Raw genomic sequence first — 17,259 nt, forward strand, 5'->3', positions numbered from 1 at the left:
CAAACCCCCAAGCCGTCATACTACTCATGGGAACGGTAGCCCAAAATGCAGATATTTATAAATATCCTATTTATAATTTTTTAGAATCAAGATTATTTTATTGAACTATTTATAATTTTGCAGTCATGAGAAAAGAAGGAATTTACACACTTTTTGAAACACTATCTATCTTGTTTGCTGAATATTCCTTGTTAATCACCCCGGCAAAAGCAAAACGTTTCACCTTCTCGGAAGTAAAGAAGAAATCGATGTCATACCAACGTTCCAGTTGTGACGTGATTTCCTCCAACGTGGCTCCCTCGAAATAAAATTTCCCGTTGATCCAAGCGGTATAAATTGACGTGTCGACCTCTTTTGTCGTAAAAGTTCCGTCTTCCCATTCCGCTTGTTGCCCCGGTAAAATAATCTCACCCTTTCCGGTTAACCGATCTCCAACCCGCACTTTACCATCCACGAGCGTCGTCCGTACAGCCTGTTCCGAAACATAAGCACTCACGTTAAAACTCGTTCCCAGCACCCGCACATCCACCTCTTTCGCCTCCACGATAAAAGGTTTCGCAGTATCCTTCGCCACCTCAAAATACCCTTCCCCTTCCAGATACACCCGCCGCTCCTTTCCCTCGAAACGAGTCGGAAAACGAAGTTTGGATTCCGAGTTTAAGTAAACTTTCGAACCATCAGCCAGAATCAATTGATATTCGCCTTTGCGAGGTACGATGATCGTGTTGTACTCGATCTTAGCGGGTGTCCCGGTCACCCGTTCATACGTCACGCTTTTAGAAGAATCGAGCCGGATTCGGACATCTCCTTTATTCAAAATCGTATCACCGGCAAATAGAGACAAGTCTATCCTTTCCCCTTGTTCCATAAGCAATACGGCACGAGGTGTTCCTGCCTCAATCTCCGGTACAACTTCCGCAACAAGCATCTCCCTTTTCTCTCGCAGATTCATCCATAAAGTTCCACCCAATAACAAAGGTAACATCACGGCAGCCACCCAACGCCACGCAGGAATACGCCTCCGGTTCATTCCTTCACCCCGGTATTGCTCGATGACTTGCCACATCTTTTCACGATCCGCCACCAACTCATCCTTTTTCCACATCCCGATTTCTCTCAACACACGCCTCACAGCGGTAAAATCCCTCTCCTTCCATATTCTCTCCCACTCGGCATCTCCCGGCTTGACCTTGCCCTCCAATATCGCCTGTAACCAATATTTTTCATCTTTTGTACTCATATTATCTCGTTTTTAGAGTAAAGCCTTCCCTTTTCGGCTTTCTACACGTAAAGCGAGAAACAGATCAATTAGGGTGAAAAGAAATCATGATTTTTTTTTAGAAATTTGTGATATTTCTCTTTTTTGCCCGTCGATAACTATGATAACAACCAAAACCGGCACGAATCGCCAAATCCGTCATGCTCACTCCCGCACAAGTTGAATCAGCCAAAAAAGCTTTCATCTCACGCAGGCGACAATCATTAATATAGGTATTAAAATTCATCCCATACGTACGGTTAATAAACGTGGAAAGATACGTACGATTGGTCTGTAGCTCCCCGGTTAGGTCCGTTATTTTCAATTCTGGGTTCAAGTAAGGCTTTTCTTCCCGGATATATTTCTCGAACCTCTCCTTGTTCAGTAGGGGCGTTTTTTTGATCTCCTGCCGATCACCGGACGATTCCTCCACGCAAGAACACAAAACGTAATTTCCGACAATAATATTATAAGCCACGATCGAATATTGTAACAACAAAATTCCAATCGGGAGAAAATCAAGCCAGTAACTCTCGGCGAAAAGAGGATCCAACAAGGGCATACATAAAGAAAAGAGAAACAGGAGCAACACGCATCCCAGCCAACGCAAGGGTGGCTCTTTCATATCTCCCAACCGTTCCCGCATAACACGCCAGTAGCGGAACAGACGTTTCAGCCCCAGCAAAGTATAACAAAGACAAAATAGGAACGCCACCATCAACTGGGAAGTGAAAAAACGAGTAAAATAAAAATAAACATCTTCCAGCGGGCTATCCACGGCCACGATCGCCACCTGCACGTCCAAAGGCACGAAAAGGCTCCACACAAGGAGAACCACCGGGATCAACACGGGTAGATAGTAGTGCCGCATGGAAAAATGCTCGGAAGAATCCACCCGCGTCAACCAGAAAACAACATGATAGAATGTCACGGACATCATGATAAATGAACAATAACACAAGCTATTCAAATAGACGAAAAGACGAGGCGACCACGTGTAGATGATCACGCAGGCCCACCCGAAAGCGACCGAGAAATAGAAAAAGAATAACCCCCGTTTCAAGTAACGCTCTTCCTCCCGCACACTATCCTTGTAGGTAAGTATCATTAACAGGCAACAGGTCAAGGCCGAGATCACCGGAAACAAGTTCGTGAGAATCGAAATCCATGTTTGCATACTCATATCATGCAAATATATCAAAAAACGTGCAATAACATTCTGGCAAACAAGCTCTTTAATTATCATCATTTGTGCATATCATTCAAAATTCTCCCTCTACAAGCGCATATCGTACAATTTGTCACGTCGTTTTTTCTTACTTTTGAACGATTTGAACGGTCGATTTATATACTTTGCACGTTGAAGTTTCCATCTTTACCCTACTTTTATCGGTAAGAATTTTTATTGATAAAACGATGGATGACGAAAACTTATTTGAAATAAACCTTGCAGATTCGGTCTGGCGATGGGATTTTATCGATTTCTGGGCTCAACCGTTAAGCCAAAGGGGAACTAAACCCGGAAGAGAAAAGGATGACAAGCCCCCAGCCCCGGAAAAGGATCAATGATTCGTCCTTTTCCTGATCTGCTCCACACCCCACGCCAAAGCGATCCCGATCAAAGCTCCAACTGTGGCCTCACTAAAGCGCAGGACACCATTCACGAAAGGAGAAATCGAGGGAGACATTTTAGATATAAGCAGGATAATTACCAAAGTAATGGTGGCCATCTTACCATCATCGGGGATGCCCAAAAGCATACATAAAATATCCAATAAAAACACGGTGACAATCATTCCCAAAAGGGTGAATGGAAAAAGAAGTAGATACACGTAAGCAATCACGGCCCCGATAAACGTCCCGAACACCCGCAGACCTCCCTGATGAATAGAAGTTTTCACGTCTTCCTGCAACACGACAATAGCGGAGATTACCGCAAGCATGGACCCCATCCAACGGGATTCCACGTGAAAATGCCCCGTGAGGTAAGCCCCAACCAAATAGGACAAAAGTACGGCCACCCCTTTCGCCGTGGCCATCAATGGGCTCACCGGATGAAATACTCGTTTCACGTCTAACTTCATAAAAAACAGATTTTCTAGCTTTTACCGTTCCCACGGAAGAAAAGTTACAACCTATTTCTCCACCTCTTCTTTGAAAAAAGAATTACACAAGATTAACATGAAATTTTTATCCCGATCGCCAAACTCGGATTTAATTTTCTTGTAAGCGACCTTGACCTGTGTCTTCACGGTATTCACGGACACGCCCAATTGTTCGGCCACGTCCTTGTAACTCAATCCCTCGACACATCCCAAAATAAAAATCTCCTTGCACTTGGGCGGCAAGCTATCCATCACGATTTGCAATCGCTCGTACAACTCTTCGAAACTCTCAGAATCCTCACTTACTTCTTCCCCTGACGCCATCATTTCCCGCTGGTATCTTTGTTTCACCTCCTCGTGAAGTTTACGATCAATACAAGAATTCTTGACGGAACGACTTAAATAAGCATAGATCGATCCCGAGTGAGAGATTTTCGCCCGGTTGACCCATAGGTAAATAAACGTATCCTGCACGATGTCCTCAGCTTCCGCCTGGTTCCCGACAAAACCTAATGCGTAAAGGTATAACCGTTCCGAGTAAGACTCGAAAAAAGAATTGAACGCATTCCAATCCCCTTCCTGCATTTTCCGGAACAAAGTTAACTCATCCTGCATAAGCCATAATATTTATAACAAAAGTAATGATTCTCTTTATAATTTATTCCCCTCATGCCGGGAAATTACAAATAAAAGACAGCTTAATACTATCGCAATACCAACCCTTTCACAAGGTAATAATCCCCCATGTCCCATTCCACGCCCTTTCATTCCCCTTTCATAGCCCTTTTACCATACACGGGAAAAGGGGAGAAAAGCCTGAAACAAGGCTTATAGAGAATTATTACTTATATATATCCCAGATATTTCAATGGTTTTATCTTAAAAATACAAGACCACTCCGTCAACACCCAATATTTATTCCACCGAAGAGTTTCAAAAGAAATCAGAATCGTTTATATTTGCATCACTATTAAGATAAAAGCTAAAAAAGAAGACATGGCACAGACTCCATCTATCCCGAAAGGAACAAGAGACTATTCACCGGAAGTTATGGTGAAAAGAAATTATATATTCGACACGATCAAATCCGTATTCAAACTCTATGGTTACCTGCCGTTGGAAACTCCGGCAATGGAAAATCTTTCGACCCTCATGGGGAAATACGGCGAGGAAGGGGATAAATTACTTTTCAAAATACTGAACTCCGGGGATTTCTTGGCACCTGTCACCAATAGCGAAGTGGAGGAACGCAATATTCCCCGGTTGACCAACAAGATTTGCGAGAAGGGATTGCGTTACGACCTGACCGTGCCTTTCGCCCGATTCGTGGTACAACACCAAAATGAAATATCATTCCCGTTCAAGCGCTACCAGATTCAACCCGTGTGGCGGGCTGACCGTCCGCAGAAGGGACGCTATCGCGAGTTCTACCAGTGTGACGTGGATGTCGTGGGAAGTGATTCCTTGCTGAACGAGGTGGAATTGGTTCAAATCGTGGACGAGGTGTACAAACGGCTGAAAATAAACGTACGCTTGTTGATCAACAACCGGAAAGTGCTGGCGGGAATTGCCGAGACAATCGGGCATCCCGACAAGCTGGTTGACATCACCGTTGCCATTGACAAGATGGACAAGATCGGTGCCGAGAACGTGAACGCCGAACTCCGGGAAAAAGGAGTGTCAGAAGAGGCCATCGAGAAATTACAGCCGATTCTACGCTTGGAAGGTTCCAACGAGGAGAAATTGACCCGCTTACAAGAAGTCCTGAAAGGCAGCGAAACCGGATTAAAAGGAGTTGCAGAACTCTCCACCGTGTTCCGTTACCTGAATCAACTGGACATCCAAACAGAAGTAAAACTGGACCTAACACTTGCCCGAGGCTTGAGCTACTACACCGGAGCCATCTTCGAGGTAAAAGCCAAGGACGTGGAGATCGGGAGTATCACCGGGGGGGGACGTTATGACGACTTGACCGGAATCTTCGGGATGAAAAATATGTCGGGTGTCGGCATATCCTTCGGGGCCGACCGTATCTTCGACGTGATGAACCAACTGGACATCTTCCCCAAGGATTCCACGGCAACGACCCGTGTACTTTTCGTGAACTTCGGGGAAAAAGAGGAGGCTTTCTGTCTTCCCGTGCTGAAAACCCTACGGGCCGCGGGAATCAACTCCGAGATATACCCTGAAGCCGCCAAGATGAAGAAGCAAATGACTTACGCCGACAAAAAGAGTATTCCCTACGTGGCCTTAGTCGGTGAAAACGAAATAAACAATAACGTGGTCACGCTGAAAAATATGCTCACCGGAGAACAAGAAAGTGTAGCCGTTTCCAGCCTAGTTGACAAACTAAAAAGCGAGAATTAAAATATGCAACTCTATCGCAAAGAACAACGTCCGCTGAAAAGCCACGGATTTGATGTCAGATTCCCGTGATCGGGAAGCTGTTTATAAAGTTTGTAAAGTCCATAAAGTTTATAAAGTAACGAAACTTTAAAAACCGAAAGTTTACCTTATGAACCTTATAGCCCTTACAAACTCGCCAGGCTCCCGCCTCGCTCGTGTGCGTACAATTTAAAATCTAAAATTTAAAATCTAAAATTCCAATGACTCATTATATAACCCCAGAGAAATTAACTTTCGAGCAAATCGAAAAAATCTTAACTAAAAAGTATAAGTTAGCTTTATCAGACGAAAGCAAGAAACTGATCAATGATTGCAAGGCTTACTTGGATCACAAGATCGCAACTTCAGACAAGCCGTTGTATGGAATCACGACCGGGTTCGGCTCTCTATGCAAAATTTCTATCTCGCAAGAAGACTTAAGCCAATTACAGGCTAATTTGGTAATGTCTCACGCTTGCAGCTTGGGAGAACCCGTGCATAAAGATATTATCCGTTTGATGCTGTTGTTGAAGGCTCATGCTCTCTCTTTAGGAAAATCCGGAGTACAACAAGTGACAGTAGAACGTATTATCGATATGTTCAACCATGACGTTCTTCCCGTGGTGAAAGAGTTGGGTTCTTTGGGTGCATCCGGAGACTTGGCCCCACTGGCAAACTTGTTCTTGCCGTTGATCGGCGAGGGTGAAGTATTCTACAAGGGAAAAATCTATCCGGCAAAAGAAATTAATGCCAAATTTGGCTGGGAACCCATCCAACTGGGAGCCAAAGAAGGATTGGCCTTGTTGAACGGTACTCAATTCATGAGTTCTCACGCTGTTTACGCTTTATTGAATGCCTTCAAAGTGGTAAAATACGCTGACATTATCGGGGCGTTATCACTGGAAGCATACGACGGACGTATCGACCCGTTCTTACCACAAATTCACGAGGCCCGTCCTCATCCGGGACAAATTGAAACGGCTCGCAATATCCGCACCTTACTGGAAGGTTCCGAATTCCAGAAAATGGGAAAAACTCACGTGCAAGACCCGTACTCTTTCCGCTGTATGCCGCAAGTACACGGGGCAGTGAAAGACACCGTGGCTTACGTGGCCTCTGTCGTTGAACGGGAAATCAACTCGGTAACCGATAACCCGACGATTTTCATGGAGGACGATTTGATCATTTCCGGTGGTAACTTCCACGGTGAACCTCTGGCACTGGTATTAGATTTCTTGAGCATCGCTATTGCCGAATTGGGTAGTATCTCAGAAAGACGGGTATACCGTTTAATTGCCGGAGATCGTAAAACACCTGAATTCCTCGTTGCCAATTCCGGCTTGAATTCCGGTTTCATGATCCCGCAATACGCCGCTGCCGCTATTGTCAGCAAGAACAAACAATTGTGTTCCCCGTGTTCCGTGGACTCGATCCCGTCATCCAATGAGCAGGAGGACCATGTTAGTATGGGTGGTAATGCCGCAACCAAGACCGTGAAAGTGATCGAGAACGTGGAACGCGTGTTAGCTATCGAATTGATGAACGCCGCACAAGCCATCGATATGCAACGTCCGACGAAAACATCAGAATATCTGGAAAACTTCTTGGCAGAATTCCGTACCATCGTACCGTTCAACAGCCAAGACCGGGTAATGTACCAAGACATTGAGGCTGCCGTTGAATTCTTGAAACAGGGAGAATTTGCTAACTTCGAATAAAATCAATATCGTGATATGAAAAAAGCCGGTAAGAACCGGCTTTTTTCATATCATTATTCGACTTTAACCCACTTCACGGCATCTGCAATGATTATTTGATAACAAGTAACATTTGTATTTCTTCTTAACATTCTTGTTTTTATTACCGGTTGCAAATCAGTTCCACCCTTATCACTTAATCGTACAAAGTAGTCCCCCTCACGGAACTCATATGTTCCCAACTCAATCCATCCCGGAGTTTCCTCGTTCAGATCCAGTTCTACATAAGTATCTCCTTCCTCCGAAAATACTTGATAATACAACCTTGCATTTTTCAAAAAGGACCCCAAGAAGGTTGCATACAAAGATTCAGGGACATGAGCGACAACACGATATTTTCCCGGCTCTTTAATCTCCACCATCCACTCGGCATACTCTTCCCCAATCCCAGCCTTTTTACAGTAAGCACTCTTTATTTTATACCCATATAAAGAAGAAGAAATTGAAAGAATCCATTCATCACCCACATCCTCCACACTCTGGTACTCTCGTTCTTCTTGAAGATGTTCGCCCCATTTCTTACGCTTATCCTTTCCCACCAAACGGAAACCGACATCTTCATTATCCACAACAATTTCATTCGGCGATAACCTAAAACTACTACTATCAGCATCTCTAATTCCTTCCCAATCCCACTCTGTTTTCTCTGTATCATTGTACATTATAGAAATTCTATCAGGTAAATTACAACATAAACCCAGTTCCACGGAAAAACTCGGTATAGTATAGTTCCTCACTCGAACCTCTTTACAACTTTTCGCTGGAATTAAAAAATAATTCGGCCGTTGCCGACGTAATTTCTGATCATACCCATCCACCTTTAGTACACCATCGACATCCGAGGGATTATATACTTTACAATACCCCAAGGGAATATCATTATAAGATTCCATTTTCAAGTCTTGAACAAACAAGATTGGTAATCGATTATCATCATAGTAGCGATCCAACAGACTATCTATATTCACATTGAATTGATCTTTAAATTCACGAGCAAAAACATCAAAATCAACTCGTTGAAAAGAATGACGTTTTACAAAATCCTCGATAAAATCCCACATATACATCATCTCTACCTGAGTCGCAATTAATGAATTGATATGCTCTCTTTTCTTTTTGAGCATCATGTATTCAACCGGATTATCCCTATCCATCAATGCTCCACGCAAGCTTTTTCCATCCCAATATTGAATAACTTTCACCTTTTCATTTAATGATAAATGATCTTTAGATTGACCAGAAAACCGCATCTCGTATATCAAATCTCCAATACAAGGAAACTTATCCGAATATATTGTGGCTCGAAATTCCTGATACATAGGCATAATATTATAAATCGGTTCGAAAAAACGATTTATCACGTTTGACCGCAGAACAACCCCTTCTCTCTCAAGAACTCTCTCGGTCTTTATTACTTTCAAAATATCCTTCATAGACCTATAGGATTCGGTAAAAAGTTTCTCCGGGAAGAACACAAATTCAGGTTGTACGAAATTACTTCCCAATTGGCCCTGTCTAAGATAAGCTCTAAAATTCAATGGTATTTCGACTATCGACAAACGATTCGTTGGAAGTGAATTTCCTATTTGATGTTTCAACATTCCCAACTGATCAGATATTAATAATCTCAAGGAATCTGACGACAAACGATGATCTTTAACCCAAAAATCATGCCCCGGGAAATAATATACCCCGAATGAAAGTGAATCAACGGTTATCGTCTTCTGTTCATAATCCCCTATACATAAACTAAGACGAGGCAACGGATGAGCATTGGAATAACTAATCCCTTTTTCATTTTTCTCCATGCAGCCTTGAGAAATAACAGCCTTACCTTCTTGCCCTTCCACCTCCAATTGATAATCCGTGAAATCGAAATCTTTCATTGAAGGCATTTGCAGGTTCACTGGTGGTACTGCCGATAAATACCACAAACATTCGGGTAAAAGAATTGTATACTTATTCCCAACATGGGCAAAACGTCCTCCATTACTATACAATTCATGCCGGGTTTTAGGCATCTTCCCCAATGGATCAGCAGAAAACGGAAGAACTCCCATACGGGTATTATGATATTCTTCATCAGATAGTTCTAAATAACAAATAGCCTCATCAATTATTCCTTCATACTCTACCCGCAAAGGTAATTCCTCCCCACACTCCATTTTCCGATTCATGACAACTACGTGTCCTTCTCGATTATAAGCCAACTCCTGCCCTTCACTTGTCAAGGAAACAATGCCTAATCCGGGATTCAAATAAAGTATCGGGGAGTCTATCGGTTGCTTACTCTTATTCACCAGAAGTAAAAGACTTTCAACGTTCAGCCTGTTCCCGGATTGTTTATACACCATACGGTTGGAAACAACCTGGACCCGATCATTCTTCATATATTTTTCCTGGGTAATCCTGAATCTTACACGTCGTTGATTTATATCCAGGTAAGTATTCAAATATAATGTACCCGCTAAGATTCCCAATAGGACGAAACCACCCGCTAAGATTCCCAATACTTTCCGAAAAGCAGAACGTTTATCATCCATACGTTTCATTAACAGCATCGACAAAAATATCAGACCGACTCCACAAGAAAAGTATGCCAAGCGATGTAACAGGAAGATCCCGATATTGGCAAAACCGATTGCATCAGAAAATAACAACGGCTGGGAACGAGCCCATGGATCAAACATTCCATATAATGTCCACGGAGCGGCAAAATAACACCCGATGAACCCAATTATCAAAAGCAATAATGCCAGATAATGATTACGAATCAACATCGCAACAAACAACGAGATTCCAAGAACAAACACCAAGGCAGGGAAAGTCAACGTCAATAAATAAAACAAATAGAGAAATGGATTAAAAGCTACCGTCTCCATGAATAACAAATGAATCATGATAGCGATTCCTATTGAAACAAGATTCAACAAGAGACAGATCTTCATTACTCCCCACATCTTTCCAAACATATACTCCACGTTTGTCTCGGAACGACTTAAAAAGGTTTCATTGGTACCTAACTGCCGATCCCTCCAGACAAATTCCACCCCGACAAAGATAACCAATAAAGATTGTAACAAATTGAACAACCATGCATTCATGTAAGGTACCGTAGCAGATAAAGCAGATTCCACCCATACAGTGGAATCTACTTGCAAATACCATTGTACACCTGTAATTCCAAAAACAATACAAATAAGAAAAATCCAAAACAACAAATGTCTCCGAATGATCTTTCTCTCATAACTTGCAATTAGTCGGATTTTATCAAGTGCCATACTTTATTGGTTTTAATTGAAATTCAAACAACGGAGCGAATTGAATCCCGTTTAAAAATAACGGTGTACGATCTTTATCGCTTTAGAACGAGACATCTCACCGGGGCTTGTTCCAAGAATACCCTCCGGGATCGGAGTTTTATGGCGCTCGAAATGTTTCTTCCACAAGGGACTGGTTTCCCCCGTCTCCTTGTCTTTAAATGACATTGGAGTCGCCTTGAAAATCGGCTTCCCGTCAGGACGCAAAAAAGCCAAATAGATGATCTCACTACAATAATATTTATCATTATCCGGTAAAAACACGTAATCATAAGGTTTCCCTAAAAATGACTTCAATATTTCTATCGCACGGGGAATGGACTTCTGATATTTCGGTTTCAGCCTCCCGACCACAACCAACGGATTCCCGTTCACGGATTTAGCCTGCTTAAGAAATTTTTCTAACGGGGTTTTACAAACGTCGGGCTGAGTGGCCTCCAACACGAAAACCTGTCCGTCCTCAACCAGCACAACCCCGACATGGGAAAAGTTCAAGTCATCCAAACTGGTTGTCACGTTTTCGATTGCCTTCACAAAAGAGGTTCGAGCCTTATTGGTCTGAAACAGGATATCTCCTGTTTTCAGATCAAAAGGTTTTTGGGCGTAAAGAGCTATCGTTAGTAACAAAACGCCCAAGCTTAATATAATTTTCTTCATCATGCTGTCATTATTTACGATTCGGGAAAATAAGTACGGCAATAAAGCCATAAATTCCACATACCAATGTCACGGCCAGATCCAAATAATTAAATAAATTCCGCATACTCCGTTTATGGTACAACTTGATACAGAGTAACAATAAGGTTAACGCTATATTCAAATAAATAAACCGTTGCATATCATAGGCCTCCACTTTCAACTTTTTGGCCCCATCACGGGTGAAACGAGCTTTAAAGGGGAATACATAGTTCTCTCTCTGTCCCACTTTCGAATTTTCGTAGAGAGGATAAACCAATGTTTCGGAAGCCAGCAAATTATGCTCCTTGTCCACCACGTAAATTTTTACACGATCCAAACCGTACAATTGATAGGTATAGAAGAAAAGGTCCTCACTCATCGTAATCAGACTCCCATAGTCCTTGTAATCATATATCGGGAGCTGAAAGAAACTATAATCTTTGATACGCATCAAATAGATGTTATAGTTCTGATCGTACACGTATCCATAATTTACATTATCCACGAGACAATTCATTCCATTTACCTGCATACCGACAGGAAGAGGTATTTTATGACATTGAGGTTCTCCATCATACATTTTTAAATGGAAAAAATCGTCCTTATTGTCCACCATAAAATAGCCATCATCTTTTGATTTGGACGTGGAAGGAAGTCCATAAATGTTCTTTATCGGGAATTGTATGCCCTCATTCTTCATGGCCCGAGTAAAACGTTCACTCTTTTCCTTGTTCACGCCTTTAACCCGATTAATATCCGTTTCAATAAATTCAATCCCGTCATCTGTCAAGCGAAACATATCTTCAGGAAGTTCCATTTTTATCCGATCCGTATGGGATTCGAACATCCACAACAAAGATTTTCGTCCGGGTCCAGCCCCAAGGAACAAGGGGAAACGTGCCGCATCCTGTATCATCTGTAAGGTCACGTGTTGCCCGCGAATTGTATCGGGGAACCGGTTCTCGTACATTAATTGCCGACAATTCTTCATCGGGAATATATCCATCAATGCTTTCGTGTCGTAAGTATTCCCGGCTCGATCTCTTCCGACCTGAATCTCACGTAACTGTACCGTGTCGTATTCATATTTCAAGGTAACAAAATCATTCAATATCTCGCTAAATACGAGCTGAGTACGTCTTTCCCTTTGTTCGAATGTTTTCTTATATATTTTAGGGAACTCCAACGCCATTACCAATACAGCCAATAGCACCAGAGCTAATCTTATCATCTTTGGTATCATATTATTTTTCTCCTATTTTAAAACGATTAGCCGTATATATCATTCCAAGACTCGCGATGACCAGTACTATAATCATTAGTACATAGAGATTCGACATATTACCTCCCAACAGGTAAATATCCAATAATTCATACACCACGATCGCATATAAACACCGGAATTTCCAACTGGGTTCCATGGCAATCATTGCCACGAAGAAATAGGTCGTGAATCCTCCCAATATCCAAGGCAAGAAAGCATTTATAGCCATAACATGCATCTCCACCGGAAAGAAATAAAGGTCTATCGTGAAAAACAGTATCATGAAGATGACCATCAATGAAAGAATCATGAGAAACCCATATAAAACCATCGTGTAAAGCATCACAATTTCATTCAACGGTAAATGCAGAGTTAATTTGATTCTTTTTTGCAGGACCTCCGGCAAATACTGCGATCCACCAATCAACAAGGCAATGATAAAAGGGATATTCTTGAAAATCCCATAATGCGGTTGTCCGGCTTGTGTAAACCATTCAAAAACATAATTCGATCCTCCATCAGCATTTATAATATTGCTATTCAAGCCAATGAATGCATATAATATTGTTCCCACTCCCAACACCAGAGAAGCAAGTACAAACCATTTCGTTTTTAACCATTCTTTATAAAAAAGATGTAATGCCATAATCTTAATATTTACCTGTTAAACCAATAAAAGCATCTTCCAAAGTCATCTTTACAGGTTTAAAATCAGAATATTCCAACCCTTTTGCCTGCAACATGGCCTGTACTTCTTCTGCCGATGCATACGTGTAAAGTTCATAGTGATTTTTAATTCGATCCATCTCAACAGTCAGTGATTCTTCTTTAAGATTCACATCATCCCGGTTCAGATCAAATGTAAACTGGTGGAACTTTTCCATAAATTCAGATGCCGATCCTCGCATTAATACCCGGTTATAATCCATGATCAACACGTCGTCGATCAATCGCTCCATATCCTGAATAATATGAGAAGTCAAGAATACGGTTTTATTTCCGGCCTTGGCATATTCACGCATATGATCCACGAACAAGCGACGATAGCCAGGATCTAATCCTAGAGAGAAGTCATCCAAGATCAACAAATCCGGATCTTGAGCAAGAATCAGTCCTAAAGCCACTTGAGCCCGCTGGCCGCATGACATACTGGAAACTTTTTGAGAAGGAAGTATTTTCATCCTTTTCATCAGATCAAAATAGGCATCCCGATTCCAGTTTTTATAAAAACCGGAATAAAATTTCTCGATCTGGTAAATATTCATAAACGAGTACTGTATATGTCCCTCGATCAAATATCCTAAACGCCGTTTTGTTTCCGGACTCAAATTCTGGGTCGATTCCCCATAAATCAAACACTCCCCGGAACGAGGTTGCAGAAAGCCATTCAATATATTAATCGTGGTCGTTTTACCACATCCGTTTTTTCCCAATAATCCCATGATATGCCCTTTCTTCACCGAAAAATTGAGATTTTCATAGATTAACCGTTTCCCATAATAGTGGGTCAGATTTTTACACTCTATTATATTTTCTTCCATTACTATCTAGATTAATTTATTTTCGAATCGGATAAATCAACACGCTTATGAATCCAAAGACTCCAAATGCCACAACCATGAATAGATCAATGATATGGAACGGATTCTTTACATTCAAACCTTTACGTCGTTTTATATACAATAGAACTCCGGCTAACACGAGATTCAACCAAATGAACTTGACGAATGGTTGTCCCTCGGAACTTATATAATATCCATTAATATAAGAGTAGGTGGAAGTTACAAACGGGAAGAGGAAACCTTCAACAACTCCTGCAGCCGATTCTTCATACACGTCGGAATGAACCCCGTATTTATCCAGTAGTTTATAGTCCCGGTCAAAAATATATAGTTTCTCGTAACCATCTTTCTGGATAGAGATCATGTGGTAGAAGAGATTACCCATCACGTCAAAAACTTTAAATTGATCGTAGTTAAACTCATCCAAATCCAATTTGATAATCTGATTGTCCACGGTCAGAATATATACTCCGTTATTATCTCCAAAAAGATAAGCCACAACTTCCGGATGATCGGGTTCACATTCAACTCTTCGCAATTTGATCTGATCGGGAAGTTCGATTTTACGACAATCCGGCTTATAAGCATGGTAGCGTACTTGAAATAACTGATCTTTACTATCCACAAAGAATAAACCGTCATCCCGCTTATATCCCGTGGCAGATCGGCCATACAATTTCTTTGCCGGGGGACAATATCCCAATTTCCGTAGTTCCTGATCAAAAAGGGCACTTTTTTCTTTATCTACTCGTCCATCCTCGCAGTTATAGAATTCAATCCCGTTCCGGTTTACCCGCATCATATCATTTGTGTAAATATACCCGACACGATCCGTCCCCCCGTGAACAAGCGGAGACATGGCATAATACCGACCCCGTTCTGTCAGATTTACGATATGACGATAATTATTTTCCGCCACAAGCTGAGGAGTCACCGGTACACCTGCCACGGTATCCGGGAATTCATTCCGTTTTAGTAATTGCGGCATACTGGAGAAAGGTACCATCCGTTCATATTCCTGACGAGAATATTCATTTCCAAGCGTATCTAACAGAACACCATCTTTTAATCCCCATATCACAAACTGTTTAGTCACCTCACTATAATTCAGCGAAACATATTTTACATTCCGTCTGAACGAGGTTTTATAAAAATCCGGTAGAACTATTGACGCTATAAAAACCGTCAATAGTATCATTATGATTCGTACTACTTTTGCTGTCATAATTATCTCTCTCCTTTCATAAACCGATATGATGTATACAATAATGCCGTACACGGCACGAAAGCCATGATGGCCAACGCCGGAATGATATGGCGGGTATCCGCATGTTCCACTCCGATATAGAATTGTTTCACCAGATAATAGGCCACAAGTGCATAAATAAATTGGTAGAATAAATTAGGTTCCATGGCGATCATGGCAATCATGAAATAAGCCGCAATTCCACCCAAGAGCCAAGGCATCATGGAAGTAAGTACCGCCCAACTTTCCTCGAAAGGGAAATAGCTGTTATTCAGATAAAAGAATGTCCCAAACACCACTCCATACGACAAGATTAACAAAAGAAATCCATAACAAAGCATCGTGTACAAAGCCATCGTGTTACGCAAAGGGAGATGAAGTGTCAACTTGATTCGTTTATCCAACACTTCCGGTACATATTGCGATAAACCGATACAAACCCCGATTAATAAAGGGACATATTTGATCAGAGCATTATAATAGTTTGCCTGAGGCATTCCGTAAAAAACACTCATCAAATAATTGAATGAACCTTTCATTCGCACGTTGTTATCCACATCCAAAAATATATAGACAACAATTGCCAGACCAACAAGAGAGACAAAAAAAGCTGCCCACCGGGTCTTTAACCATTCCTTATAAAAAAGGTGTAATATCATATTTTTAATATTTTCCAGTTAAACCAATAAATGCATCTTCCAACGTCATCTTTACGGATGCAAAATTTCGATACGCCAATCCTTTCGTTTCTAACATCGCTTTTACTTCACTTTCTGAAGCATAAGTGTAAATTTCATAGTGATTTTTTATACGATCAGCCTCAACAATCAGAGGGTCTGACTTAAAATCCAGATCATCCCTGTCTAGATCAAAAGTAAATTGATGGAATTTTTCCATAAATTCGGATGCCGATCCTCTCATCAATACCCGATTATAATCCATAATCAAGACATCATCAATCAGACGTTCCATATCTTGAATAATATGAGAAGTCAGAAATACGGTTTTATTCCCGGATTTTGCATACTCTCGCATATGATCAACAAATAAACGACGGTAACCGGGATCCAGTCCCAACGAGAAGTCATCTAAAATCAACAGATCAGGGTCCTGTGCCAGAATCAGCCCCAATGCCACTTGAGCCCGCTGTCCACAAGACATACTCGATACTTTTTGCGAGGGTAATATTTTCATCCGGTTCATCAGTTCGAAATAAGCATCCCGATTCCAATTTTTGTAAAAACCGGAATAAAACTTCTCGATCTGATAGATATTCATAAACGAATACTGAATATGCCCTTCTATCAAATATCCCAAACGACGTTTGGTTTCCGGGCTCAGATTCTGTGTACTCTCACCATAGATCAAACATTCTCCGGAACGAGGTTGAAGAAAACCATTCAAAATATTGATCGTGGTCGTTTTACCACACCCATTTTTTCCCAACAATCCCATGATATGCCCTTTCTTCACCGAAAAATTCAAGTTCTCATAGATCAATCGGGAACCATAGTAATGAGTCAGGTTTTTACACTCAATCACATTCTCTTCCATAATTCATTTTTTTAAACATATATAATTTTTACATACAAAACGTCTATTTCCAGACAATAGAATACCTATAAGAAAAAGATTAGAGGTGGACAGGCTACCTCCGATAGCCTTGATAGCCACGAGCCTGTCC

At 41.5% G+C, this 17,259-nt stretch carries 14 protein-coding genes; 2 read left to right on the forward strand and 12 right to left on the reverse strand.

The window, feature by feature from the left end:
• Positions 1-142: 142 nt before the first annotated feature.
• The 4 genes from AB5542_RS09485 to AB5542_RS09500 all read right to left on the reverse strand — a co-directional run bounded on the left by AB5542_RS09485 (position 143) and on the right by AB5542_RS09500 (position 3,978).
• Positions 143-1,240: a FecR family protein gene (locus AB5542_RS09485; protein ID WP_368243039.1), complete on the reverse strand. Its 1,098-nt coding sequence runs from the start codon at positions 1,238-1,240 to the stop codon at positions 143-145.
• Positions 1,241-1,337: 97 nt separating this feature from the next.
• On the reverse strand, positions 1,338-2,507 hold the full coding sequence (locus AB5542_RS09490; RefSeq protein ID WP_279038531.1) for an AraC family transcriptional regulator: 1,170 nt from the start codon (positions 2,505-2,507) through the stop codon (positions 1,338-1,340).
• A 313-nt stretch (positions 2,508-2,820) separates the two neighbouring features.
• Positions 2,821-3,342 carry an FUSC family protein gene (locus AB5542_RS09495; RefSeq protein WP_087419730.1) on the reverse strand — a complete coding sequence of 174 codons (522 nt, stop codon included), beginning with the start codon at positions 3,340-3,342 and terminating at the stop codon, positions 2,821-2,823.
• A gap of 51 nt (positions 3,343-3,393) precedes the next feature.
• Positions 3,394-3,978 carry an RNA polymerase sigma-70 factor gene (locus AB5542_RS09500; protein ID WP_279038532.1) on the reverse strand — a complete coding sequence of 195 codons (585 nt, stop codon included), beginning with the start codon at positions 3,976-3,978 and terminating at the stop codon, positions 3,394-3,396.
• A gap of 381 nt (positions 3,979-4,359) precedes the next feature.
• Here AB5542_RS09500 and hisS point away from each other — a divergent pair, with 381 nt between their 5' ends.
• Together hisS and hutH are read left to right on the forward strand one after the other, a co-directional pair.
• Positions 4,360-5,730, forward strand: a complete 1,371-nt coding sequence (gene hisS, locus AB5542_RS09505; protein ID WP_087419728.1) for a histidine--tRNA ligase — start codon at positions 4,360-4,362, stop codon at positions 5,728-5,730.
• A gap of 239 nt (positions 5,731-5,969) precedes the next feature.
• Entirely contained in the window at positions 5,970-7,466 is a 1,497-nt protein-coding gene (gene hutH / locus AB5542_RS09510) for a histidine ammonia-lyase (protein WP_279038533.1), read from the forward strand.
• A gap of 53 nt (positions 7,467-7,519) precedes the next feature.
• On the opposite strand, the gene AB5542_RS09515 is transcribed toward hutH, so the two are convergent.
• The 8 genes from AB5542_RS09515 to AB5542_RS09550 are packed head-to-tail and all read right to left on the reverse strand — an operon-like array spanning position 7,520 to position 17,129.
• Complete coding sequence (locus AB5542_RS09515; protein WP_340280032.1) at positions 7,520-10,786, reverse strand: hypothetical protein; 3,267 nt, start codon at positions 10,784-10,786, stop codon at positions 7,520-7,522.
• A gap of 51 nt (positions 10,787-10,837) precedes the next feature.
• Positions 10,838-11,485, reverse strand: coding sequence for a YiiX/YebB-like N1pC/P60 family cysteine hydrolase (locus AB5542_RS09520; RefSeq protein WP_279038535.1), 648 nt, complete (start codon positions 11,483-11,485; stop codon positions 10,838-10,840).
• Between the two features lie 7 nt (positions 11,486-11,492).
• Positions 11,493-12,734, reverse strand: a complete 1,242-nt coding sequence (locus tag AB5542_RS09525) for a DUF4857 domain-containing protein (RefSeq protein ID WP_158572044.1) — start codon at positions 12,732-12,734, stop codon at positions 11,493-11,495.
• Between the two features lie 13 nt (positions 12,735-12,747).
• Entirely contained in the window at positions 12,748-13,413 is a 666-nt protein-coding gene (locus tag AB5542_RS09530; RefSeq protein ID WP_270594192.1) for a hypothetical protein, read from the reverse strand.
• A gap of 4 nt (positions 13,414-13,417) precedes the next feature.
• Positions 13,418-14,308 carry an ABC transporter ATP-binding protein gene (locus tag AB5542_RS09535; protein ID WP_087419723.1) on the reverse strand — a complete coding sequence of 297 codons (891 nt, stop codon included), beginning with the start codon at positions 14,306-14,308 and terminating at the stop codon, positions 13,418-13,420.
• 16 nt (positions 14,309-14,324) lie between these two features.
• Positions 14,325-15,554 (reverse strand): DUF4857 domain-containing protein, encoded by a 1,230-nt coding sequence (locus tag AB5542_RS09540; protein WP_270594194.1) that lies wholly within the window; start codon positions 15,552-15,554, stop codon positions 14,325-14,327.
• 2 nt (positions 15,555-15,556) lie between these two features.
• The gene (locus AB5542_RS09545; protein ID WP_087419721.1) at positions 15,557-16,234 is read right to left on the reverse strand and encodes a hypothetical protein; all 678 of its coding nucleotides are present in this window, start codon (positions 16,232-16,234) and stop codon (positions 15,557-15,559) included.
• Between the two features lie 4 nt (positions 16,235-16,238).
• Positions 16,239-17,129: an ABC transporter ATP-binding protein gene (locus AB5542_RS09550; protein WP_087419720.1), complete on the reverse strand. Its 891-nt coding sequence runs from the start codon at positions 17,127-17,129 to the stop codon at positions 16,239-16,241.
• Positions 17,130-17,259 lie beyond the last annotated feature (130 nt).

This window comes from Butyricimonas sp. RTP31003st1_G1_RTP31003_210430, assembly GCF_040920905.1.
Lineage (GTDB): Bacteria > Bacteroidota > Bacteroidia > Bacteroidales > Marinifilaceae > Butyricimonas > Butyricimonas paravirosa.